The 22,753-nt window shown below is 62.3% G+C and carries 18 protein-coding genes; 16 read left to right on the top strand and 2 right to left on the bottom strand.

Annotated features, from left to right (window positions below; translation table 11 throughout):
• The first annotated feature begins 112 nt into the window (after positions 1 to 112).
• The 3 genes from dsbC (at position 113) to thrC (ending at position 3,715) form a co-directional block, all read left to right on the top strand.
• Positions 113 to 841, top strand: a complete 729-nt coding sequence (gene dsbC, locus BLT86_RS12540) for a bifunctional protein-disulfide isomerase/oxidoreductase DsbC (RefSeq protein ID WP_092377087.1) — start codon at positions 113 to 115, stop codon at positions 839 to 841.
• Between the two features lie 102 nt (positions 842 to 943).
• Entirely contained in the window at positions 944 to 2,248 is a 1,305-nt protein-coding gene (locus BLT86_RS12535; protein ID WP_092377084.1) for a homoserine dehydrogenase, read from the top strand.
• A gap of 57 nt (positions 2,249 to 2,305) precedes the next feature.
• Complete coding sequence (thrC, locus tag BLT86_RS12530) at positions 2,306 to 3,715, top strand: threonine synthase (protein ID WP_092377077.1); 1,410 nt, start codon at positions 2,306 to 2,308, stop codon at positions 3,713 to 3,715.
• 58 nt (positions 3,716 to 3,773) lie between these two features.
• Here thrC and BLT86_RS12525 read toward each other — a convergent pair whose 3' ends face one another.
• On the bottom strand, positions 3,774 to 4,025 hold the full coding sequence (locus BLT86_RS12525) for a hypothetical protein (RefSeq protein ID WP_092377073.1): 252 nt from the start codon (positions 4,023 to 4,025) through the stop codon (positions 3,774 to 3,776).
• Positions 4,026 to 4,311: 286 nt separating this feature from the next.
• Between BLT86_RS12525 and bacA the strand changes: the two genes are divergently transcribed.
• The 9 genes from bacA (at position 4,312) to BLT86_RS12480 (ending at position 15,908) form a co-directional block, all read left to right on the top strand.
• Positions 4,312 to 4,932, top strand: coding sequence for a biofilm formation regulator BacA (bacA, locus tag BLT86_RS12520; protein ID WP_092377070.1), 621 nt, complete (start codon positions 4,312 to 4,314; stop codon positions 4,930 to 4,932).
• 14 nt (positions 4,933 to 4,946) lie between these two features.
• Positions 4,947 to 5,642, top strand: coding sequence for a PspA/IM30 family protein (locus BLT86_RS12515; RefSeq protein ID WP_092377067.1), 696 nt, complete (start codon positions 4,947 to 4,949; stop codon positions 5,640 to 5,642).
• 50 nt (positions 5,643 to 5,692) lie between these two features.
• Positions 5,693 to 6,334 carry an OB-fold-containig protein gene (locus BLT86_RS12510; protein WP_092377064.1) on the top strand — a complete coding sequence of 214 codons (642 nt, stop codon included), beginning with the start codon at positions 5,693 to 5,695 and terminating at the stop codon, positions 6,332 to 6,334.
• Between the two features lie 89 nt (positions 6,335 to 6,423).
• Entirely contained in the window at positions 6,424 to 8,469 is a 2,046-nt protein-coding gene (locus BLT86_RS12505) for a flotillin family protein (protein WP_092377061.1), read from the top strand.
• 200 nt (positions 8,470 to 8,669) lie between these two features.
• A complete protein-coding gene (locus BLT86_RS12500; RefSeq protein ID WP_092377058.1) occupies positions 8,670 to 13,910 on the top strand; it encodes a DNA repair ATPase in 5,241 nt (1,746 codons plus the stop codon).
• Positions 13,907 to 14,455: a rhomboid family intramembrane serine protease gene (locus BLT86_RS12495; RefSeq protein WP_092377055.1), complete on the top strand. Its 549-nt coding sequence runs from the start codon at positions 13,907 to 13,909 to the stop codon at positions 14,453 to 14,455. The genes BLT86_RS12500 and BLT86_RS12495 overlap by 4 nt, the downstream gene beginning before the upstream one ends.
• Positions 14,456 to 14,467: 12 nt before the next feature.
• Positions 14,468 to 15,157, top strand: a complete 690-nt coding sequence (locus BLT86_RS12490) for a phospholipase D-like domain-containing protein (RefSeq protein ID WP_092377052.1) — start codon at positions 14,468 to 14,470, stop codon at positions 15,155 to 15,157.
• Positions 15,157 to 15,759: a hypothetical protein gene (locus tag BLT86_RS12485; protein WP_231976596.1), complete on the top strand. Its 603-nt coding sequence runs from the start codon at positions 15,157 to 15,159 to the stop codon at positions 15,757 to 15,759. Before BLT86_RS12490 ends, BLT86_RS12485 begins: the two co-directional genes overlap by 1 nt.
• A complete protein-coding gene (locus BLT86_RS12480) occupies positions 15,708 to 15,908 on the top strand; it encodes a hypothetical protein (RefSeq protein WP_081593803.1) in 201 nt (66 codons plus the stop codon). The genes BLT86_RS12485 and BLT86_RS12480 overlap by 52 nt, the downstream gene beginning before the upstream one ends.
• 7 nt (positions 15,909 to 15,915) lie before the next feature.
• Here the strand turns inward: BLT86_RS12480 and BLT86_RS12475 are convergent, their stop codons facing one another.
• Entirely contained in the window at positions 15,916 to 17,646 is a 1,731-nt protein-coding gene (locus tag BLT86_RS12475; RefSeq protein ID WP_017675115.1) for a tetratricopeptide repeat protein, read from the bottom strand.
• Positions 17,647 to 17,889: 243 nt separating this feature from the next.
• Between BLT86_RS12475 and gtfA the strand changes: the two genes are divergently transcribed.
• From gtfA to BLT86_RS12455, 4 genes are all read left to right on the top strand, one after another.
• Positions 17,890 to 19,329, top strand: coding sequence for a sucrose phosphorylase (gene gtfA / locus BLT86_RS12470; RefSeq protein ID WP_017675114.1), 1,440 nt, complete (start codon positions 17,890 to 17,892; stop codon positions 19,327 to 19,329).
• Positions 19,330 to 19,393: 64 nt separating this feature from the next.
• Positions 19,394 to 19,933 carry a YaeQ family protein gene (locus BLT86_RS12465; protein ID WP_017675113.1) on the top strand — a complete coding sequence of 180 codons (540 nt, stop codon included), beginning with the start codon at positions 19,394 to 19,396 and terminating at the stop codon, positions 19,931 to 19,933.
• Between the two features lie 214 nt (positions 19,934 to 20,147).
• Positions 20,148 to 21,857: a single-stranded-DNA-specific exonuclease RecJ gene (gene recJ / locus BLT86_RS12460; protein WP_017675112.1), complete on the top strand. Its 1,710-nt coding sequence runs from the start codon at positions 20,148 to 20,150 to the stop codon at positions 21,855 to 21,857.
• Between the two features lie 166 nt (positions 21,858 to 22,023).
• Complete coding sequence (locus BLT86_RS12455) at positions 22,024 to 22,749, top strand: tellurite resistance TerB family protein (RefSeq protein ID WP_003462675.1); 726 nt, start codon at positions 22,024 to 22,026, stop codon at positions 22,747 to 22,749.
• Positions 22,750 to 22,753 lie beyond the last annotated feature (4 nt).

Here is a 22,753-nt window from a genome sequence, read left to right as displayed (position 1 = left end):
GAGTGTTTCGCCGGCAGGTCGGTGCGCTGTGTGCACCTGATCAGCTGCCTGGGGCGCCATCTGTGGTAGGCTGTGGCGATTTTCACCGGTCCGTCTTTCGACAGGAGTGTTCATGTCCCTGACCCGTATTTCCCTTGCTCTGGCGCTCGCGCTGGGCAGTAGCGTCGCTCTGGCTGCCGACCCCGATCAGGTCATTCGTCAGTCGCTCAAATCGCTCGACGCCAACCTGCCTATCGAGGCCATTGCCGAGAGCCCTATGACCGGTATCTATCAGGTTCAACTGGAGGGAGGGCGTCAGCTCTACACCAGTGCCGATGGTCAGTTCCTGATCCAGGGCTACCTGTTCCAGGTCAAGGACGGCAAGGCTGTGAACCTGACCGAGATCGAAGAAAGCCGTGCGGTGGCAAAGCAGATCAACGCCATTCCGGCCAAGGAGATGGTGGTGTTTGCGCCGAAGGCGCCGAAGACCCATATCACCGTCTTCACCGATACCGACTGCGGTTACTGCCAGAAGCTGCACAGTGAGGTGCCGGAGCTCAACCGTCTGGGCGTCGAAGTGCGTTATGTCGCCTTCCCGCGCCAGGGCCTGAACAGCCCGGCGGCCAAGGAGCTGGTCAGCGTCTGGTGCGCCAAGGATCAGCAGGACGCGATGAATCGCGCCAAGACTCGCCAGAGCGTTGCTGACGCTACTTGCGATAACCCAGTGGCCAAGCAATATCAGCTTGGTCAGATGATTGGGGTCAACGGCACGCCGGCCATCGTCCTGGCCAACGGCAAGATGATTCCGGGTTACCAGCCGGCGCCGCAGTTGGCCAAAATAGCTTTGGAGTCAAACGACTGAGTGCGGATTGACTAACAAACAGCCGCTTCGTAAGGTGCGGCTCTTTATCTGCGGCCGGGGCATGCTCCGGCCGTTTCGTGCAGTGCTGATGGGGAATTGAGTGTGAAGCCGGTCAAAGTAGGCATCTGTGGGTTGGGCACCGTCGGTGGCGGTACGTTGAATGTACTCAAGCGCAATGCCGAGGAGATTACTCGGCGCGCCGGTCGCGGCATCGAGATTGCCCAGATCGCCATTCGCTCGCCCAAGCCTCAGTACGACACCACCGGCATTACCATGACCAGCGATGTGTTCGAGCTGGTCAACAACCCCGAGATCGATATCGTCATCGAGCTGATCGGTGGCTATACCCTGGCCAAGGAGCTGGTGCTCAAGGCCATCGAGAATGGCAAGCATGTGGTCACCGCCAACAAGGCGCTGATCGCTGTGCACGGTAATGAGATCTTCGCCAAGGCACGTGAGAAGGGCGTTATCGTCGCGTTCGAAGCTGCCGTGGCTGGCGGTATTCCGGTGATCAAGGCTATCCGCGAAGGCCTGTCGGCCAACCGCATCAACTGGCTGGCCGGCATCATCAATGGTACCGGTAACTTCATCCTCACCGAGATGCGTGAGAAGGGCCGTGCCTTCGAGGACGTGCTCAAGGAAGCGCAGGCGCTGGGTTATGCCGAAGCCGATCCGACCTTCGACGTCGAAGGTATCGATGCCGCGCACAAGCTGACCATCCTGGCGTCCATCGCCTTTGGCATTCCGCTGCAGTTCGACAAGGCCTACACCGAAGGCATCACCAAGCTGACCACGGCTGACGTGAATTATGCCGAGGCGTTGGGCTATCGCATCAAGCACCTGGGCGTCGCTCGTCGCACCGAGGCCGGCATCGAGCTGCGCGTGCATCCGACGCTGATCCCGGCCGACCGTCTGATCGCCAACGTCAATGGCGTGATGAATGCGGTAATGGTCAATGGCGATGCGGTTGGCAGCACCCTGTACTACGGTGCTGGTGCTGGCATGGAGCCGACTGCTTCGGCAGTGGTTGCCGATCTGGTGGACGTGGTGCGTGCGTTGACCACCGACCCGACCAACCGCGTGCCGCACCTGGCCTTCCAGCCAGACTCGCTGTCCGATCACCCGATCCTGCCTATTGCCGAGTGCGAAAGCGCTTATTACCTGCGCATCCAGGCCAAGGATCATCCGGGTGTGCTGGCTCAGGTGGCGAGCATCCTCTCGGAGCGCGGTATCAACATCGAGTCGATCATGCAGAAGGAGGTCGAAGAGCAGGACGGCCTGGTGCCGATGATCCTCGTGACCCACCGCGTGGTCGAGGCGCGTATCATCGAGGCCATCGCCGCCATGGAAGCGCTGGATGGCGTGACCTCGCCGGTCATGCGTCTGCGCGTCGAACAGCTCAACTAATCCCGTGTCCACCCGCAGGCGCAGGCCTGCGGGTGCAGTCGAACGAAGGTTTATCCCATGCGCTATATCAGTACCCGCGGCCAGGCGCCGGCCCTGAATTTCGAAGACGTGCTGCTGGCTGGCCTGGCCAGTGATGGCGGCCTCTACGTGCCGGAGAATCTGCCGCGTTTCACCGTCGAGGAAATCGCTTCCTGGGCTGGTCTGCCGTACCACGAGCTGGCCTTCCGGGTGATGCGCCCGTTCGTTGCCGGCTCCATCGCTGATGCCGATTTCAAGAAGATCCTCGAAGAAACCTACGGTGTATTCGAGCACAACGCCGTTGCGCCGCTGCGTCAGTTGAACGGCAACGAGTGGGTGCTGGAGCTGTTCCATGGTCCGACCCTGGCGTTCAAGGATTTCGCCCTGCAACTGCTCGGCCGCCTGCTCGATCACGTATTGGCCAAGCGTGGCGAGCGCGTGGTGATCATGGGTGCCACCTCCGGTGACACCGGCTCGGCGGCCATCGAAGGCTGCAAGGCCTGCGATAACGTCGACATCTTCATCATGCACCCGCACAACCGTGTGTCCGAGGTGCAGCGCCGGCAGATGACCACCATTCTCGGTGAGAACATCCACAATATTGCCATCGAAGGCAACTTCGACGACTGCCAGGAGATGGTCAAGGCCAGCTTCGCTGATCAGGGCTTCCTCAAGGGCACGCGCCTGGTAGCGGTCAATTCGATCAACTGGGCGCGGATCATGGCCCAGATCGTTTACTACTTCCATGCCGCGCTGCAGCTCGGCGGCCCGGCGCGTTCCATCGCGTTCTCGGTGCCGACCGGCAACTTCGGCGACATCTTTGCTGGTTACCTGGCGCGCAACATGGGCCTGCCGATCAGCCAGTTGATCGTCGCCACCAACCGCAACGACATCCTGCACCGCTTCATGAGCGGCAATCAGTACGTCAAGGAAACCCTGCACGCAACGCTGTCGCCGTCGATGGACATCATGGTCTCGTCCAACTTCGAGCGCCTGCTGTTCGACCTGCACGGTCGCAACGGTGCAGCCATCGCCAGCCTCATGGACAGCTTCAAGCAGGGCGGCGGTTTCAGTGTCGACGAAGATCGCTGGACCGAAGCGCGCAAGCTGTTCGATTCGCTGGCGGTGGATGACGAGCAGACCTGCGAAACCATCACCGAGGTGTACAAGGAATGCGGCGAACTGCTCGATCCGCACACTGCCATTGGTGTGCGCGCCGCGCGTGAGTGCCGTCGCAGCCTGGCGACGCCGATGGTGGTGCTGGGTACCGCGCATCCGGTCAAATTCCCCGAGGCGGTGGAAAAGGCCGGCATCGATGCGGTCCCTGCATTGCCGGCGCACCTGACCGATCTGTTCCAGCGCGAGGAGCGCTGCACGGTGCTGGCTAACGACCTGAAGACTGTGCAGCAGTTCGTCGCGGCTCACGGTAATCGCGGCAAACCGCTCTGAGGTGTTCTGCTTCGATGAGACCGGCGCCCTTGTGGCGCCGGTTTCGTTTGTGGCTGGCTCAGAGGGCGAAGATCAGTGCCAGCAGCGCCATCAGAATGATCAGGGTCAGCCAGATCAGTGCGTTCAGGCGACTGGCTCGCACGACGCCTGCGCCGCGCAGATGCACGGGGGGATCGTCTTCCAGGTATTGATCGATGCGACGTTCGGCTTCCTGCTGATCGTTGGCCAGGTATTCGCTCAGCAGGTCGATGGCGGCCTGGCGTTGGCCTGCATGCACGAGCTGGCGTACTGCGGGCGGGAGTTTATTCATGGCACTGTCTGTCTCTCGGGTTGGCGGTCATAACTGAGACCCGGTTAGCGCTTTTTTGCGTGCGCAACGAAGGTACCTGGGGTTTAATTCGACACTTCGCGAATGGATGCGTTTTAGCCGAATCATGGATGAGCCCAGGTGCCTGCCTCTCTTCTTCCCATTCCAGCCCGCTTTTCGGTTGCCTTGCGCCGAGGATGACGCCTGCGCGCTCGTCTGACGAACGGCATCACATTTATCACATGTGAGTTCTTTACATGTTCACATGTAAGGGTCTAGTCTGCGTCTCATGGACAACAAATCATCAGCCCATTACCAGCGTCTTTATCGTCAGCGTCTGCGTGAGCAGGGGTTGGTCAAGAAGGAAGTCTGGATCTTGCCCGAGCATGCGCCGTTGTTGGTCGCGTTCGAGCGCAAACTGCGCCAGCCACAGTCACTGCTGGCTTCGATGGAGAAGGAGGAGGGTATGAGCATGCCTCAAGTTTGGACCGCCCAGGCGCTGCATGAAGCGCTGGCGGCAACGGAACTGTTCCAAAGCGCTCAGGCCAGTATCGAGCTGATTCAAGGTGCCGATGCCAGCCTGCACATCACCATGCGCGAGTACGGCGACCTGCCGTTGTTCATCGCTGTATTCGGTGAGCAGATCATCGTCGAGGCGCTGCTCTGGCCGGCGGCGGACGTCAAGGATGCGGCGACCTTCAACGAAGAAGTACTGCGTACCCACAAGCTGTTCCCGCTGTCGTCCATCGGCCTGGAGAAAATGGTCGACGGGCGCGATTGCTACACCATGTTCGGCGCGTTGAGCTCGTCCTCGACCTTGTCCGATGTGGTGTTCGAAATCGAGTTGCTGGCGGACAACGTGATCAAGGCCACCGAAGCCTATGAAGGCTTCCTCAAGTCCGGCGCCTGAGAGGAGAGAAGACGATGAATGTCTGGAGCAAAATGCTGACGGCGCTGCGTGGCGGCGCCAATGAAGTGGGTGAGGCGGTGGTCGATAGTCAGGCCCTGCGTATCCTCGATCAGGAAATCCGCGACGCTGATGTCGAGCTGCGCAAGTCCAAGGAAGCGCTGGCCGAGATCATGGCCAAGCAGAAGCTGGCCAGCGACAAGGTGAACAAGAGCGCGGCGAGCATTGCCGAGTACGAACAGTACGCGCTGAAGGCACTGGATGCAGGCAACGAAACCCTGGCCAAGGAAGTCGCTGAGAAGATCGCCAACCTGGAAATCGAGCAGGCCAGCGAACGTGAGCAGGCTGAAGGCTTCGCCGCCAGCGTAGCCCAGCTGCGCAAGGCCGTGACCCAGGCCGAGGGCAACATAAAGCGCCTCAAGCAGCAGGTGGATACGGTCAAGGCCACCGAAAGCGTGCAGAAGGCGCAAATGGCTGTAGCCCAGCGTTACGGCGGCTCGCAAGCCAAGCTGCAGACGGCGGTCGAGTCGCTCGAGCGCATCAAGCAGAAGCAGGCCGAGCGTGCGGCGAAGATGGAGGCCTCGGCTGAACTGGCTGCCACCAGTGCGCCGCACGATTCGCTGGAAGCCAAACTGCGTGCTGCCGGCATCAAGGCCGACAACGCCAGCGCCGACAGCGTGCTGGCCAGGCTGAAGGACAAGTCTAAGGCTTGAATGATGCGGGGCGTTCGCGCCCCGTTTCCCTACTTTAGGGAAAGGAAAAAATGGAACTCTTCCTGCAGACAGCTCTGTCATTCCCCACCGCCATCTACAGCTTCCTGCTGTGCGTGGCGGTCATCTACTGGTTGGTCGTCGCCGCCGGTCTGCTCGAGGTCGATTTGCTCGACGTCGAGGCCGATTCGATGATGGAAGGCAGCGGCCAGACCGAAGGCCTCGCCGGCCTGCTCTACAAGCTCAAACTCGACGGTGTGCCGGTCACGCTGGTGCTGACGCTGCTGTTCTTCTTTGCCTGGTTCGCCTGCTACTTCATCGAGCTATGGCTGCTGCATCACCTGCCGTTGGGCATCCTGCGTTATCCGCTGGGGCTGGTGGTGATCGCTGGAGCCTTCGTGGTGGCAGCGCCTCTGTGCGCGGCGATCTGCCGGCCGCTAAGACCGCTGTTTCACAAGGTCGAGGCGATCAGCAGCAAATCGGTGCTGGGCCAGGTAGCGGTGGTGCGCAGCGGCCGGGTCACCGCCAACCACGGCGAGGCGGTGCTGGAGGACGGCGGCGCCGGGCTGATTCTGCGCGTACGCGCCGACGAGGCGCTGGGCTTCAAGCGTGGCGACCGAGTGGTACTGCTGGAATATCTGGCGGCCGAGCACGCCTACCGCATCATTACCGAAGAAGAATTTCGAGGCGTCTAGCCTCTGCCGACAATCCGTACGTAACAGAGGGTAGGCAGCCTAGGTGTGGCCGAACCTGCCTGCACAACTAGCAAAGGAGTAGAGCTGTAATGGAAAACGTCATTCCCTTCATCGTCGGGGCAGGGCTGGTCGTCCTCTTCATCATTGCCCTGATCGCCTTGTTCAAGGCCTTCTACATCAAGGTTCCGCAAGGCACGGCGCTGATCGTCAACGACATGAGCTCGACGCCCAAGGTGCACTTCACCGGCTCGCTGGTATACCCGGTGATCCACCTCAAGGAGTTCATGAAGATCTCCCTGATTACCCTGGAAGTCGACCGCCGCGCCAAGGATGGTCTGATCTGCCGCGACAACATGCGTGCCGATATCACCGTGGCCTTCTACCTGCGTGTCAACGAGACCCAGGAAGACGTGCTCAAGGTGGCCAAGGCCATTGGCGTGGAGCGTGCCTCCGACCGCGCAGCGGTCAACGAACTGTTCAACGCCAAGTTCTCCGAAGCGCTGAAGACTGTCGGCAAGCAGTTCGATTTCGTCCAGCTGTTCGAGAATCGTCAGGACTTCCGTGATCGTATCGTCGAAGTGATTGGCAATGATCTGAACGGTTACGTGCTCGAAGACGTGGCTATCGATTACCTGGAGCAGACGGCCAAGCACTCGCTGGACCCGAGCAACATTCTCGACGCCGAAGGTATCCGCAAGATCACTGAGCTGACCGCTGCGCAAAACGTCATCACCAACGAACTGGAGCGCAACGAAGAGCTGGCGATCAAGAAGAAGAACGTCGAAACCCGCGAAGCGACCCTCTCGCTGGAGCGTCAGCAGGCCGATGCCGAAGCGCGGCAGAAGCGCGAGATCGAGACCATCCGTGCCCGTGAGGAAGCAGAAACCCTCAAGGTACGCGAGGAAGAGCGCCTGAAGGCCGAGCAGGCCCGCATCCAGACCCAGCAGGAGCTGGACATCCGCGCCGAGAATCACCAGCGCGAAGTGGAAGTGGCGCAGCAGAACCGCCAGCGTGCCGTGGTCATCGAGGTGGAAAAGGTTACCCGCGCCAAGGACCTGGAAGTGGTCTCCCGCGAGCGCGAGGTCGAGCTGCAGCGCATCGAGAAAGAAAAAGCGCTGGAAGAAGAGCGCAAGAACATCGCCGCCGTTGTGCGCGAGCGTGTCGCGGTCGAGAAGACCGTGGCGCAGGAAGAAGAGCGCATCAAGGAAGTGCGTGAAGTGTCCGAGGCCGAGCGCCTGAAGCAGGTCACCGTGCTCAACGCCCAGGCCGAAGCCGAGCAGGAGCTGGTGCGCCAGGTCAAGCAGGCCGAAGCCGACGAAACCCGCTCCAAGCACAAGGCTGTGGAAATCAACAACCTGGCTCAGGCCGAGCTGGAAGCAGCGGCCAAGAGCGCCGAAGCCAAGAAGAAACTGGCCGAAGGTATCGAAGCCGAACGCGCCGCACCTGGCCTGGCCGATGCGCGTGTGCGTGAAGTCACCGCCGCGGCCAAGGAGAAGGAAGGCCTGGCTGAGGCTCGCGTGCAGGCCGAGCGCCTGATCGCCGAAGCCAAGGGCGAGCAGGAGAAAGGGCTGGCACAAGCGCGTGTCACCGAAGCGCAAGCAGCTGCCAAGGAAAAAGACGGCCTGGCCGACGCCAAGGTGCTGGAAGAGAAACTCGGCGCCCAGGCGCGCGGCGAAGAGCAGCTTGGCACCGCCAAGGCCAAGGCCACTCAGGATCTGGGTATGGCCGAAGCGCAGGTACTGCTGGAGCGTCTGAACGCCGAAGCGGAAGGTCTGGGCAAGAAGTTCGGCGCGCTGGATTCGCTCAGCGACAACGCTCGCCAGCACGAAGAGTTCCGCATGCAGCTGGAGAAGAGCTTCGAGGAGGCCATGGCCGCCATCGCTGCGAACAAGGACATCGCCAAGGATCAGGCCGAGGTGCTGGCTACCGCGCTGGCCAAGGCGAAGATCGAGATCGTCGGTGGCGAAGGCGATTTCTTCAATTCGTTCGCCAAGTCGTTGTCGGTGGGCAAGGCCATCGAAGGTGTGGTGGGCAAGAGCCCGGTGGTGCAGGACGTGCTGTCGCGCTTGCTGGCCGGCAAGGCAGCGCCCGCAGCGCCGGTGGCCGCACCAAGCGCAGGGCCTGATCAGGCCTGAGCGCGTTGCCTGTAGGGTGGGCTTCAGCCCACCACTGGCGACACGAGCGGCGGACAAAAAGAGCGTTGTCCACCCTACCGGCCACAGCATGCCGAGCCTTGTGGGAGGGGCTTTAGCCGCGAACCTCCCACGCATTTTCCAGACCCTTGCCCTGCTGATCGGGCGAGGGTGCTCGATGCCGAATATCCAGGAAGAACACGATGTCGGACGCACACACACAGGACGTATTGGACAAGGCTGTCGCCGAAGGCGGTGCCTACGAGGTGCTGCAGCGGCGCCTGCAGGAGCAGGGTCAGCGCCTGCGCAGTTTGACCGAGACGCTCAATGGTCAGCGTCTGGCCGAGTTCGGCAGCAGCGCCATGGAGGCTATCGGTCGGGTGCGTATCCGCACCGAGAACAACTGCATCGCCCGCGATATCGTCCAGGTCGGTGAATGCCTGCTGTTCGGCTACAACGTGTTCCTGGGGCTGAAGAAGGAAACCAGCGTCGCCGACGTGTTCTCCCTCTACCGCCTGGTGGAAACCCCTGACGGCTTCGATGCCGAGTCAGTGCCGCTGGAGGGCAGCTTCCTGGCTCAGGCCAGTTTCGTCGCCGATTTCAACGAGCTGTACACCTACTACAAGAACACCCGTCTGCTGCAGCTGGCCATCCGTGACGGCAAGCTGCTGGCGAGTTTCCAGATCGGTGAGCGAATCACCGACATCCGCGTGTTCCGCTGGTCGATCTCCACCGACGGCAAGGACGTCCGCTACATCGACAACCGCGGTGAGCGCGATATCGCGTTGCCGGCGCCGTTCGACTTCGAGTGGCAGAAGACCACCCGCGAGATGGTGGTCATGGGCCGCCATCCGCACGTGAACATCCTCGACAGTGTATTCGTCGAGACCGTCGGCGGCGATCTGACCATCAAGGTCGAGAACAATACCCAGGACGGCCAGGGTATCTACCGCGAAGCCGTGGTCGACAAGACCCAGTCGCTCGACGACGCGCAGATCGAATACGCCCGCCTGGGCAGCCTGATCCTGCTGAAGATCCTGCCGTACCGCGAGGAACAGTGGCGCTACCTGGTATTCAACAGCCTGACCAATCAGGTCGAGCGCATCGACGCCATCGGCCTGGCCTGCGTGCAGTTGCCGGAAGACCACGGCATCATCTTCCCCGGTGGTTATTACCTGCAGAACGGCGAGCACAAGACCTTCGAGCAGTCGATGGTCGGTATGCGCTTCAAGCGCTCGGTGCGCTCGCCCAACGGCGAAGACGTGCAGTACATCTTCTATCACCCGGAAGAAGGTCGCGCGGCGCTGTTCACCTACAACATGATCAATCGCCAGTTGCACAACCCCATCTTCGGTCACGGCTACGCACGTCTGGAGGACGGGCGCATGGTGATCTTCTCCGCCGAGGGCAGCGAGCCGACTCGCATCCACCCGATGCAGATCTGGCAAACGCCGTTCGAGAGCGAGGACTACGCCGCTCGCCAGCCGGCGCGCAGCGGTTTCTTCGGGCGTATCGGCAATGCCGAGCTGGTGCGTGGTGTGTCCGACCTGCTCAATCTCAGTCGCGAGATCGACAGCCGCGAAGTGTCGGTGGCGCGTTACACCCAGCTGTGCCAGAACACTCGCCGTTTGTTCGACATCTATCACTGGCTGGGCGACGCCCAGTGCGCCGAGCTGGCGCCGCTGCTGCGCGAAGTGGCTTCTACTTCCGAGCTGGTATTGGATGAGTTCGAGAAGGTCGAGAGCATTCGCCAGCAGTCCAGCCGGGCCATGGCCGAGGCCGAGTCGCGGCAGAAGGCGCTACTGTCGGGCTTGCTGGTCGACAGCTGGGACGAGGTGCAGCATTTCGTCGAGGCGCTCAATACCATCACCGCGCAGCGTGGTCAGTTGCTGACCATCCGCGACTACCGCTATATCGACGTGGCGCGTATCGACGCCATGGAAACCGAACTGCTCGAAGCACAGGAGCGAGTGGCCGGCGCTACCTCGACCTTCCTCGCCAGTGATGCGGCGCTGCAACCCTATGTGCAGCGCCTCGGAGAGCTGGACGGCCTGGCGCAGAAGGCCGATACCGTCACCCAGCTCAATGAGCCGCTGGTCGAGATGCAGGAGATGGCCGGCAACCTCGACATGCTGTCGAGCCTGATGGCGTCGCTGAAGATCGATGACGCTACCCAGCGTACCGCCATTGTCGAATCGATTTCCGAGGTATACGCCCGGCTCAACCAGGCCAAGGCGCGTGCCGAGCAACGGCGCAAGGGCCTGGGCTCGGCCGAGACGGTGGCGCAGTTCGGCGCCCAGTTCAAACTGTTCGGCCAGGGCATCACCAATGCCCTGGCGTTGGCTCAGGACCCGGAGAAGTGCGACGAACAGCTGTCGCGCCTGCTGGTGCAACTGGAAGAACTGGAAAGCCAGTTCGGTGACCAGGAGCAGTTCCTCAGCGATATCCTCGGCAAGCGCGAAGAGCTGCTGGAAACCTTCGAGGCGCACAAGCAGAGCCTGCTCGACGAGCGTCAGCGCCGCGCCCAGGGCGTGCTCGATGCCGCCCAGCGTATCCTCGACAGCCTCGTCCGGCGCACCGCACGCCTGACCCAGATGGAAGAGCTCAACGCCTTCTTCGCCGCCGACCCGCTGATTCTCAAGCTGCGCGAGATGGCCGAGCGCCTGCGTGAGCTCAAGGACAGTGTCAAGGCCGATGACGTAGAAGCGCGTCTGAAGGCTGCACGCGACCAGGCGGTACGTGCCCTGCGCGACAAGAGCGAGCTGTTCGAAGAGGGCGGCAACGTCATCAAGCTCGGGCCGCGTCACCGCTTCAGCGTCAACACTCAGGAACTCGACCTGACCCTGATGCCGCGCGGCGATGCGCTGTATCTGCACCTGACCGGCACCGATTTCCTCGAACCGCTGCGCGACGAGACGCTGGAAGGCCTGCGCGATTACTGGCAGGTCTCGCTGGAGTCCGAGTCGCCTTCGCTGTACCGCGCTGAATACCTGGCGGGGCTGGTGCTGGACGCGGCTCTGGGCGGGCGTGAAGGACTGAGCCTGGATCTGCTCAAGACCCATCTGGCGCAACCCGATGACCTGACCCGGCTGATCCGCGACTTCGCTGCGCCGCGCTACAAGGATGCTTACGAGAAGGGCATCCACGACCACGATGCGGCGCTGATCCTCATCCAGTTGCTGCCGCTGCGCGAAAGCGCCGGACTGCTGCGCTATGCGCCGGCCGCGCGGGGTTTCGCCGCGCTGTTCTGGAACCGCTGGGGGGCGGACATCGAGGCCGAGCTGTGGCCCGAGCGTGCGCGCAGCAGCCTGCACCTGCGGCAGATGTTCGGCAGCGAGGATGGCGTGCTGCGTCTGCAGGAAGAGATCGATGCGGCGATGCAGCGTTTCCTCGCCCAGCACCCGCTGGCCGTGACCGCGGCGCAGCGCCAGGCAGCTGCGGCCTATCTGGTCGAAGAGCTGGCAGCCAAGCCCATCGAGTTCACCTTCAGCAAGTACGCCCGGCAACTGCTCGATAGCCTGCAGCAGCGCATGCAAGCCAGCCATGTCTGGGACGACTACCGCGAGGCGCTGAACAACCTGCGCGGCCGCCCGGTGCAGCGCTGGTCGCTGGCGCAGACCTGGTTCGACGGCCTGTGCGCGCAGGACGCCAGCATGGCCGAGCTGGCCGACTACGTGCCCGAAGCGATCGCCGTCAGCCTGCTGGATGAGGAATTCCCGCGGCGTTTCACCGAAGTTGACCTGCGTTTTTCCGTCAGCGGCCTGCTTGGCGATCATCCGCGTGTGCAGGACGGCACGCTGCTGCTGGCCATAGACGACTACTTTGCCCGTCTGCGGCAGCACCTGGATCATTTCGTGCCGCAACTGCAGCGCTACCAGACGCTGCGCCAGGAGGTGATCAACCGCGAGCGTCAGGCCCTGCGCCTGAGCGAGTTCAAGCCGCGGCCGCTGTCGTCTTTCGTGCGCAACAAGTTGATCAACGACGTGTACCTGGGCTTTATCGGCGACAACCTGGCCAAGCAGATGGGGACCGCTGGCGAGAACAAGCGCACCGACCTGATGGGCCTGCTGATGCTCATCTCGCCGCCCGGCTACGGCAAGACCACGCTGATGGAGTACGTGGCCCACCGCCTGGGGTTGATCTTCATGAAGATCAACGGCCCGGCACTCGGCCACGAGGTACGCTCCATCGACCCGGCGCAGGCGCCAGATGCCACTTCGCGCCAGGAACTGGAAAAGCTCAACCTGGCGCTGGAGATGGGTAACAACGTGATGCTCTACGTCGACGACATCCAGCACACCCACCCGGAATTCCTGCAGAAATTCATCTCGCTGTGCGACGGCACACGGCGCATCGAGGGCGTATGGAAGGGCCGCACCAAGACCTACGACATGCGCGGCAAGAAGTTCTGCGTGGTGATGAGCGGCAACCCGTACACCGAGTCCGGCGACGTGTTCAAGATCCCCGACATGCTCGCCAACCGCGCCGACATCTACAACCTTGGCGACACCCTGGGCGGTATGCAGGAAGCCTTCGCGCTGTCCTACATCGAGAACGGTCTGACCTCCAACCCGGTGCTGGCGCCGCTGGCTACCCGCGACATGGCCGATGTCTATCGCTTCGTCGCCAAGGCCGAGGGCAAGCCGTTCTCGGCCAATGAGCTGTCGCACACCTACAGTGCCGCTGAGATCAACGAAATTACCTCGACCCTGCAGCGTCTGATGCAGATTCGCGACGTGGTCGGCCGGGTTAACCAGCAGTACATCGTCAGCGCCGCGCAAGCCGACAGCTACCGCACCGAGCCACCGTTCAAGTTGCAGGGCAGCTATCGCAACATGAACAAGATGGCGGAGAAGATCAGCGCGGTGATGAACGATGCCGAGCTACTGCAACTGATTGCCGACCACTACCAGGGCGAGTCGCAGCTGCTCACCACCGGCGCCGAAGAGAACCTGCTCAAGCTCGCCGAGCTGCGTGGCAACATGACGCCGGAGCAGACTGAGCGCTGGACGCAGATCAAGCGTGACTTCCTGCGTAACAAGGCCATGGGCGGCAGCGATACGGACGTTGGAGGACGCGTGGTGGCGCAGCTCAACGACCTGGTCGAGAGCGTGCGCGGTCTGGGGGCGGGCAAGACGTCGGCCAGCGAAGCGCCGGGTATCCCCTGGGAGCAATTGCTGGCCGGGCTGGATAGCCTCGGCAAACTGCGCCCGCAGGTGGAGGTGATAGCGCCGCCGCAACCGGGCACGCAAAAATTGCTCGAGAACCTGGCCGACAGCCTGGAAAACAGCTTTCTGCCGCTGATCAAGGCGATGGACAAGAAGATCGACATCGATTTGCGCACCCACAACCGCATGCTGGAAATCTCCACCCAACTGCGTGACCTCGGCACGCTGCTGGGCCAGGAACAGCGCAGCGACGCCTCGGATAACGAGGCGCCGTGAGGCGAGGCTGGCTGATCGAGCTGCGTCCGCTGTTGTTGATCAGCGGCGCGATGCTGCTGGTGCAACTGGTCAATGGCGCCCTCGGGGGCGCCCTGAACGTCTGGGGGCTGTTGCCTCGGCATATCGAGGCGCTGCCCGGCATTCTCCTTGCGCCCTGGCTGCATGGCAGCTGGGCGCATCTGCTGAGCAACCTCAGCGGTCTGCTGGTGCTCGGCAGCCTGGTGCTGCTGCGCTCGCGCCGTGACTTCTATTTCTCAAGCGCCTTTATCATCCTCGGCAGTGGCGTGCTGGTCTGGCTGTTCGGCCGTACCGGCCTGCATGTCGGGGCCAGTGGCTGGTTGTTCGGCTTCTGGGGTCTGCTCCTGGCACGCGCCTGGTTCGAACGCAGCTTGCTCGATCTGCTGTTGGCCGTGCTGGTGTTCTTCCTTTACGGCGGCTGGTTCTTTGGCCTGCTGCCACGTGCTGGCGTTTCCTTCGAATACCACCTGGCGGGGGCTTTTTGCGGTGTTCTCTACGCTGCATTAAGCCGTCGCAATCATCGATAAAAGGGATTTTGCATGGACTTCAATCGCCTCGATCAGCAACTGCGCGACAGCCTGGCCGACCTGCGCCTGAGCAATGAGGAGCGCGACGAGCTGCGTCAACTGGGCAGTGAACTGAGCGCCGATCAGGTGCGTTTCATGCGCAACCGCGCCTTCGCCCTGGCCCGCGAGTTGATGCGTGAGCCGGAGAACGTCGAGCCTGCGCTGAAATGGCTTGAGCAGGTGATCAAGACCCTCGACAGCGTTGGCAGCGCGCCGCGCGTGGAGCATGCCAGCGCTCACTTCAGTCCGGGCGAGAGCTGCCGGCGTAAGATTCGCGAGCTGTGCCGCCAGGCGCGCAAGAGCGTGGAGATCTGCGTCTACACCATCTCCGACGATCAGCTCAGTGAGGAAATCCTTGCCTGTCACGAGCGCGGCATCGCCGTGCGAGTGATCACCGACAACGAAAAACAGTTCGATGTCGGCAGCGATATCCAGTGGCTGCGTGACAAGGGTGTGCCGCTGCGCATCGACGCCGGGCCTTATCACATGCACCACAAGTTCGCCCTGTTCGATGGCCGCTTGCTGCTCAACGGCAGCTTCAACTGGACGCGCAGCGCCACCACCAGCAACGAGGAAAACCTGCTGGTGATCGACCATCCGCAGCTGCTGGCAGCCTACAGTCGTGAGTTCGAAGCACTCTGGGCACGCTACGCAGGTAATTGATGAAACATCCTCACGCCCGCCAGTTTCTCGGTTTCTATCGCAGCTGCTACCTGGCCGACAGCCGCGACCTGGACCTGGACAACCTCGGCAAGCTGCCTGCCAACCGCTGGGCCTGGCTCGATGGGTGTGAGGAACTGGCCAGCGGCGGCATACCCCTGTTGCCGCTGTCGGCCGAGCTGGGGCGTGCTTTGGCCGAGGCGCAGGCGCTGTATCAGTGTGAGCTGCAATTGGTCTACGGCGTGCTGCCGAACTGTGGCCGCCTGCAATTGGAGGGCGGTGGTTCGCAGGCGATCTGCGGCCCGCTGTTCTATTACGAAGCGAGCCTGCAAGCGATGGCGGACGGGCAGAGCCACTTGCTCGCCATCGACCCGCAGCAGGTGCATGGCAACTGGCGTCTGCTGCGCATCTGTTGCGCCGCTACCTGGAATTCCTGCACAAGCCTGCTGTCAGTTGGCAGGCGAGGGCTGTGGAAAGCGCCCGCCAGAACCTGTGTCAGGCGCTCGAAAGTCAGGGTGTCAGCGTGTGGAGTCACTATCCGCTGGCCGGGCAGGTGCTGGATCTGTTCTGTCGCCGCGGCGACAAGTGCCTGGCCATCGACCTGATCGGCTTTCCGGGGGAGGGCGAAGGCTTTCTCGAACTGGAGCGCTACCTGGTGCTGGCGCGCGCCGGCCTGGAGACCTTGCCGCTGAGCTACGGTCTATGGCGTGAGGCACCAGAGCAGGCGTTGCAGGCGGTACTGGAGCGGCTCTGAGGGGTATTCATCCTGCCCCATAGATATGAATTTGCCCCCAGCTGCGCCAGGACTGGTCGTCGTTCAGACACTCTTGCAGTTGCGTTTGCAGGCGCTGATAGCGTTGTGCATCCGTCTCCTTCACTGCCGCGATGGATTGGTGCAGGCGCTGCAGGTTGGAGGTGCCGCAGCTGCCGATCAGCGTGTGTAGGTCGATGCAGGCGAGCGCCTCCTCCAGTAGACCGGCATCGAGATAAGCCGTCATCAGCGGCTGCTTCATATCGTCCTCGGCAAGTTTCTGGGTCAACATTTCTCTGGCTTGCTCGAGCTCGCCCATGTCGATCAGAGCCCGCATGATTTCGTTGTAGTGATACGGCGCGTCCTCTGGCGCGATACCCTCGCCTGCCTCCAGTTGCTGGCGCAGCTGCAGCAGTAAATCCCTGGCCGCCTTGGGTTGACCCAGTTTATCCAGTAGCTGGCTGTAGAGGATGCGTTCGCTCAGGCTGTCCTCGGCGTCGAGTTCGGCGTGCAGCCGTTCGGCCTCTTCGAGGAAGTTGCGCAACGACCAGTTGTCGCGCTGAGCAGGCGCACGACTGGCCTGTTCACGTAGCAGGTGCTGCAGATGATAAAGGCGCATGCCTGGCCAGGAGGCCTTGCCTTGTTCGCCGACGAGTAGGCGCTCGGCCTGGCGCCGCAGGCTGGTCGCCCATGACGCGTTGCTCTGTGCGTGCTCCTCGGCCAGGCTCAGTACCAGCCAGTGCTGGACCGAGACATCCAGGCACTGCATTTCTCGATCCAGTAGTTGCTGGGCCTGGGTGATGTCGCCACGCCGTGCATGCCAGCTGACATGGCACTGCAGCAGGTGCGACGTCAGACCGTCCTTCTGCGTTGCAAGCAGGCGCTGCAAAAGTTCGGGCCGTTGGGCCTCGATGAAATGCTCGAAGAGCTGCGGCGCATCGATCATGTAGGCTTTCGATGTATCCGTCGCAGCCAGCAGTTCCAGTGCCTCGTCGTATCGTCCGTGGGCCGCCAGAAGCTCCACGACGCTGTATCCGGGCAGATCGCTGCGCTGGGCAAGTTGCAGCAGGTGTGGATAGTGTTGCAGATCAGCCAGTGTTTGTAGCAGTGGGCGCCAGCTGAAATCCGGTTCGTTATTGCTGTCGAGCTGTGCCTCGACCCTGGCCAGGATTTCATCGGCCTGCTCTGGCTGGTCACACGCCTGTCGCAGGCGAGCGAGATCCAGCAGTTGCCCTTCACTGATCTGCTGATTCAGGTCCAGGGCATCCAGTGCTTTGCGAGCCTCTTGCGTTTTGCCCTCGGCTAATAGCAGCGTGCCGTACGTTAGCGGTGAGTTGGCACAGGTGACGTCGAAACGTTTCTGCAGCTGGAGGGCCTTGCCGGCATCGCCTCTGCTCACCAACTCCTGCAGCATCGTCTGCAGGGCCTGTTCACGGTAAGAAGAGTCAAGTTTCCAAAGCAGCTCCAGCGCCTCTTCTTCGCGATTCAACAGCATCAGTCTTGAGCAGAGTGAGACGTGGGCGAGTTGCCAGGCGTCGCCCCAAAGCTGTGCGGCCAGCGCCATGGCGAGGTCGGGGGCGCTGCCTTGCAGCACGAATATGCGGTTGAGTTGAGTGGCCTCGGTGGGGGTGAGGCGAGCTGTGCCGCCCTGCAGCTCGAGCTTGGGTTCTTCAGGTGCATGGGACACGTGAAGAACGAACAGAATAAAGACGATAGCGATGATTCCAACGAACAGCTCCACGACGACTTCCTTATCAGCTAACGATCCCTGGCCGGCCTGTTGCTCATGCTCGGCCGAGGCGTTTTATACGGATTGTCAGGCTGGCTTACAACCGTATTGCACAGCATTTGCCAACCGGTTTGAGGGAGAGGCGCATGTCCCGGCAGCGGGGCGCGCGGCAAGCTAATCTCGCAGGGTGGCTTGACGAACGAAAAGAGGGTGGCCTAGGTCTGTCTGATAGACCATCGATATACCGGGGGGCTCATGACGCTGCGCAACGCTGTTCAACTGATCACCTATCCCGACCGCCTGGGACGTAACCTGGGGGAGCTTTACCAACTGTTGGATCGGCATCTGGGTGACGCCCTTGGCGGGGTGCATATCCTGCCGCTGTATCCGTCCAATGCCGATGGAGGCTTCTCGCCGCTCACCCACATGGAGGTGGATCCGCGCTACGGCGACTGGGCGGATGTCGAGCGCATCTCCGCGCGCTTCGACCTGTGCGTCGATCTGGTGATCAGCCATATCGCCGACGAGTCGCCGGAGTTTCTCGATTTCATTGCACATGGTCAGGACTCGCCCTACGCGGATCTTTTCGTGCAGGTAGACAGCTTCGGCGAAATCACTCACGACGACCTGGCCAAGATCCATATCCGCAAGGAAAAGGAGCCGTTTCGCGAGGTGCGCCTGGCCAATGGTGAAACCTGTCGGGTCTGGTGCACCTTCACCGAGCGACAGATCGACCTCAATTACGACTCGCCGAAAACCTACCAGTTGATGGAGCAGTACATGGCCTTTCTCGCGGCGCGCGGGGTCAAGCTGTTTCGTCTGGATGCCTTCGGCTACACCACCAAACGTATCGGTACCAGCTGCTTTCTGGTGGAGCCGAACGTGTACCGCATCCTCGAATGGTTCCGCGAAACCGGGGCCAAGTACGAGGCCGAGATGCTGCCGGAGGTGCATGACCACATCAGCTACCAGTACGCCATCTCACGGCGGCACATGCGCCCCTACGGTTTCGCCCTGCCGCCCTTGGTACTGCACGCATTGCTCAGTGGCAGCAGCCGTTATCTGAAGAACTGGTTGCGCATGTGCCCGCGCAATCAGATCACCGTGCTCGATACCCACGACGGCATCTGCATTCCGGATGTCGAAGGCATGCTGCCCGAGGCGCAGATCCAGTACCTGATCGACGAGGTCTCGACCCGCAGCGCCGACCCGATCATGCGTCGCTCGGCGGTGAACGTGCACAGCGTCGGGGCCATCTACCAGCTGACCTGCACCTTCTACGAGGCGCTTATGCGCAATGACGAGGCTTATATCGCCGCACGCGCCATCCAGTTCTTCGTGCCGGGTATCCCGCAGGTTTACTACGTTGGCCTGTTGGCTGGCTGCAACGACTTTGACCTGCTCGAGCAGACCGGCGAGGCGCGCGACGTCAATCGCCATTACTACAGCCTTGAGGAGGCCGAGCAGGCATTGCAGCAGCCACTGGTGCAGCGCTTGCTGGCGCTGATGCGCTTTCGTTGCCAGCATCCGGCTTTCGAGGGGCGTTTCGAGCAGAACTATGCGGCTGACGACCAACTGCTGCTGGCCTGGCGTCATGGCGAGCATTACTGCCGTTTGCACCTCGATCTGAGCAGCCTGCAAGCGATCATCGATTACACTGATGAGCAACTGAGGATCTGCCGTATGACCTGTTGAAGGTCGGCGGGGGCCATGCTTTCGCGTTAGACTTGCGCTCTTTCGACCAGTCAAGAAGCCCGCCATGGCCCTGCCATCGACCACCTACAAGATCGACATGAACCTCACCGACATGGATCGCAGCGTTTACGAAAACCTGCGTTTCACCGTCGCTCGCCACCCGTCCGAGACCGAAGAGCGCCTGGCCGCGCGGCTGATTGCCTATGCGCTGTTCTACCACGAGCAACTGGCGTTCGGTCGCGGCCTGTCGGACGTCGACGAGCCGGCGTTGTGGGAAAAGAGCCTGGACGATCGCGTGCTGCACTGGATCGAAGTGGGTCAGCCCGACAGTGAGCGCATCACCTGGTGCTCGCGGCGTACCGAGAAGTTCAGCCTGGTGGCCTATGGCAACCTGCGCGTATGGCAGACCAAGTGCCTCGACCCGGTGCGCAGCCTGAAGAATATCAACGTGGTTGCGCTTGGCCAGGAGGCATTGGCCAACCTGGCGCTGGACATGCCGCGTTCGCTGAACTGGAGCGTGATGATCAGCGATGGCGAGTTGTTCGTCACCGACGAGCGCGGTCAGCACGAGATTCCCATTGAGTGGCTCGCTGGTCAGCGTTGAAACCGTAGCCCGGATGCAATCCGGGAAAATGGTTTTGCACATTCCCCGGATTGCATCCGGGCTACGGTTCAGTTCCCTCTCCCCTCGGGGAGAGGGCTAGGGAGAGGGGGATTTCGGCGACTCGGTGTTGCTGGATGAACCCTCTCCCCCAGCCCCTCTCCCATAAATGGGAGAGGGGAGACAAGCCACTCCCATGCGAACATGAAGAAGTCCCATGCGTATCGAAGCCCGTCCCTTACCCGCCCAACTGCCTGATCTGGGCAGCCTGCCGCCTTTGCTGACCCGTCTCTACGCCGCCCGTGGTGTGCAGTCCGCCGAGGAACTGGACAAGGGCCTGGCGCGGCTGATCCCGTACCAGCAACTGAAGGGCATCGACGCGGCGGTCGAGTTGCTGGTCGAAGCCTTGGCGCAGCGTCAGCGCATCCTCATCGTCGGCGACTTCGATGCCGATGGCGCCACCGCCAGTTCGGTCGGGGTGCTTGGCCTGCGCCTGCTCGGCGCGGCGCATGTCGATTACCTGGTGCCGAACCGCTTCGAGTACGGCTATGGCCTGACCCCGGAGATCGTCGCCGTGGCCCTCGAACGCCAGCCTGATCTGCTGCTGACCGTCGACAACGGCATTTCCAGCGTCGATGGCGTGGCGGCGGCCAAGGCCGCCGGGTTGACGGTGCTGGTTACCGATCACCACCTGCCAGGGCCGGAACTGCCGGCCGCTGATGCCATCGTCAACCCGAACCAGCCAGGCTGCGAATTCCCCAGCAAGGCCATGGCCGGCGTCGGCGTGATGTTCTACGTGCTGCTGGCGCTACGTGCGCGGCTGCGCGACAGCGGCTGGTTCGCCAGTCGTGCGGAGCCCAATCTGGGCGAGCTGCTCGACCTGGTGGCACTAGGTAGCGTCGCCGACGTGGTGCCGCTGGATGCCAACAACCGCATCCTGGTGCATCAGGGCCTGGCGCGCATTCGTGCCGGGCGGGCGCGGCCGGGTCTGCGCGCAATTCTCGAAGTCGCCGGGCGCGACCACCGCCGTATCACCTCCACCGACCTCGGCTTCATCCTCGGCCCACGGCTGAACGCGGCCGGGCGTCTGGATGACATGAGCCTGGGCATCGAATGCCTGCTGTGCGACGACGAGGCCCTTGCTCGCGACATGGCGGTGCAACTCGACCAGCTCAACCAAGACCGCAAGGCCATCGAGCAGGGTATGCAGCGCGAGGCGCTGGCCCAGCTCAAGGATCTGCCAGTGGCGGACATGCCGTTCGGCTTGTGCCTGTTCGAGCCGGACTGGCACCAGGGCGTGATCGGCATCCTCGCCTCGCGCCTGAAGGAGCGTTATCACCGCCCTGCCATCGCCTTTGCCGATGCCGGTGACGGCCTGCTCAAGGGCTCGGCGCGCTCGGTGCCCGGGCTGCATATCCGTGATGCACTGGATGCCGTGGCGGCCAAGCATCCGGGGCTGATCAGCAAGTTTGGCGGGCATGCCATGGCCGCCGGGCTGTCGCTGCCGCAGGAAAATTTCGGCGCGTTCGCCGTCGCCTTCGACGCCGAGGTGCGCCGTCAGCTGTGCGAAGACGACCTGACCGGTCGCCTGCTGTCCGACGGCCAGCTCGATGCCACCGAGTTCCACCTGGAACTGGCCCGCGCCCTGCGCAACGCCGGCCCCTGGGGCCAGCACTTCCCCGAGCCGCTGTTCCATGGCGTGTTCCAGATCGTCAATCAGCGCATCGTCGGTGAGCGTCACCTCAAGCTGGTGCTCAAGACCGAATGCGGCAGCGTGCAACTCGACGGCATCGCCTTCAACATCGACCGTGAGGTCTGGCCCAACCCAACCTTGCGCTGGGCTGAAGTGGCCTACAAGCTCGACCTCAACGAGTTTCGTGGCAATGAAACCGTGCAACTGATGGTGGCGCATATCGCTCCGCGTTGATTGCGGCTGCAATGAAATTCGGCGTTACCAATATGTCCGGCTGGCTGGGGCGAACTCTGCTAGAAACGCTCGTCAATACAACCGATGTCGGTTGAGGGGCATGCGGAATTTCCCTGTGTTATCCAGGGTCGGATGCACCGGTGCCTATTTTTCAGGAGAGTTCGCGATGAACACCAGCAATCTGCTCGACCAACTGCTCAAGGCCGGCCAGCAGGCCATGCAGAAGCCAGCGGCGAAGAACACCCAGGGGCAGCAGGCAGGCGGTTTGGGTGGCCTGCTCTCTGGTGGAGGCCTGGGCAGCCTGCTCTCGGGTGCGGGGGGCGGCGCGCTGGCGGCCGGTGCGGTCGGCCTGCTGCTGGGCAACAAGAAAGCGCGCAAGATGGGCGGTAAGGCACTGACCTATGGCGGCCTGGCTGCCCTGGGTGTGATGGCGTACAAGGCTTACGGCAACTGGCAGGCGCAGCAAGCCCAGCAGGGCGGCGCGCAGCCGGTCGAACCGCAAACCCTGGATCGTTTGCCTGCAGCGCAAGTCGAGCAGCACAGCCGCGCCATTCTCAAGGCCCTGGTAGCGGCAGCCAAGGCCGATGGTCATGTCGACGAGCGTGAGCGTCAGTTGATCGAAGAGGAGCTGGGCAAGCTTGCGCAGGACGCCGAACTGCAGAGCTGGCTGCACACCGAACTGAACAAACCGCTGGACCCGGCAGACGTGGCGCGCGCCGCGGCGACCCCGGAAATGGCGGCGGAAATGTACCTGGCCAGCGTGCTGATGGTCGACGAAGAGCACTTCATGGAGCGCGCCTACCTCGAAGAGCTGGCGCGTCAGTTGAAGCTGCCGCTGGAGCTGAAGGCGGAGCTGGAAACCCAGGTGCGCTCGCTACCGGCCGGTGTCTGAGTCG

The organism is Pseudomonas sihuiensis (assembly GCF_900106015.1).
GTDB classification, from domain to species: Bacteria; Pseudomonadota; Gammaproteobacteria; order Pseudomonadales; family Pseudomonadaceae; genus Aquipseudomonas; species Aquipseudomonas sihuiensis.
The sequence above is the reverse complement of the archived record's forward strand: the minus strand, read 5'-3'. Positions and strand labels throughout refer to the sequence as shown.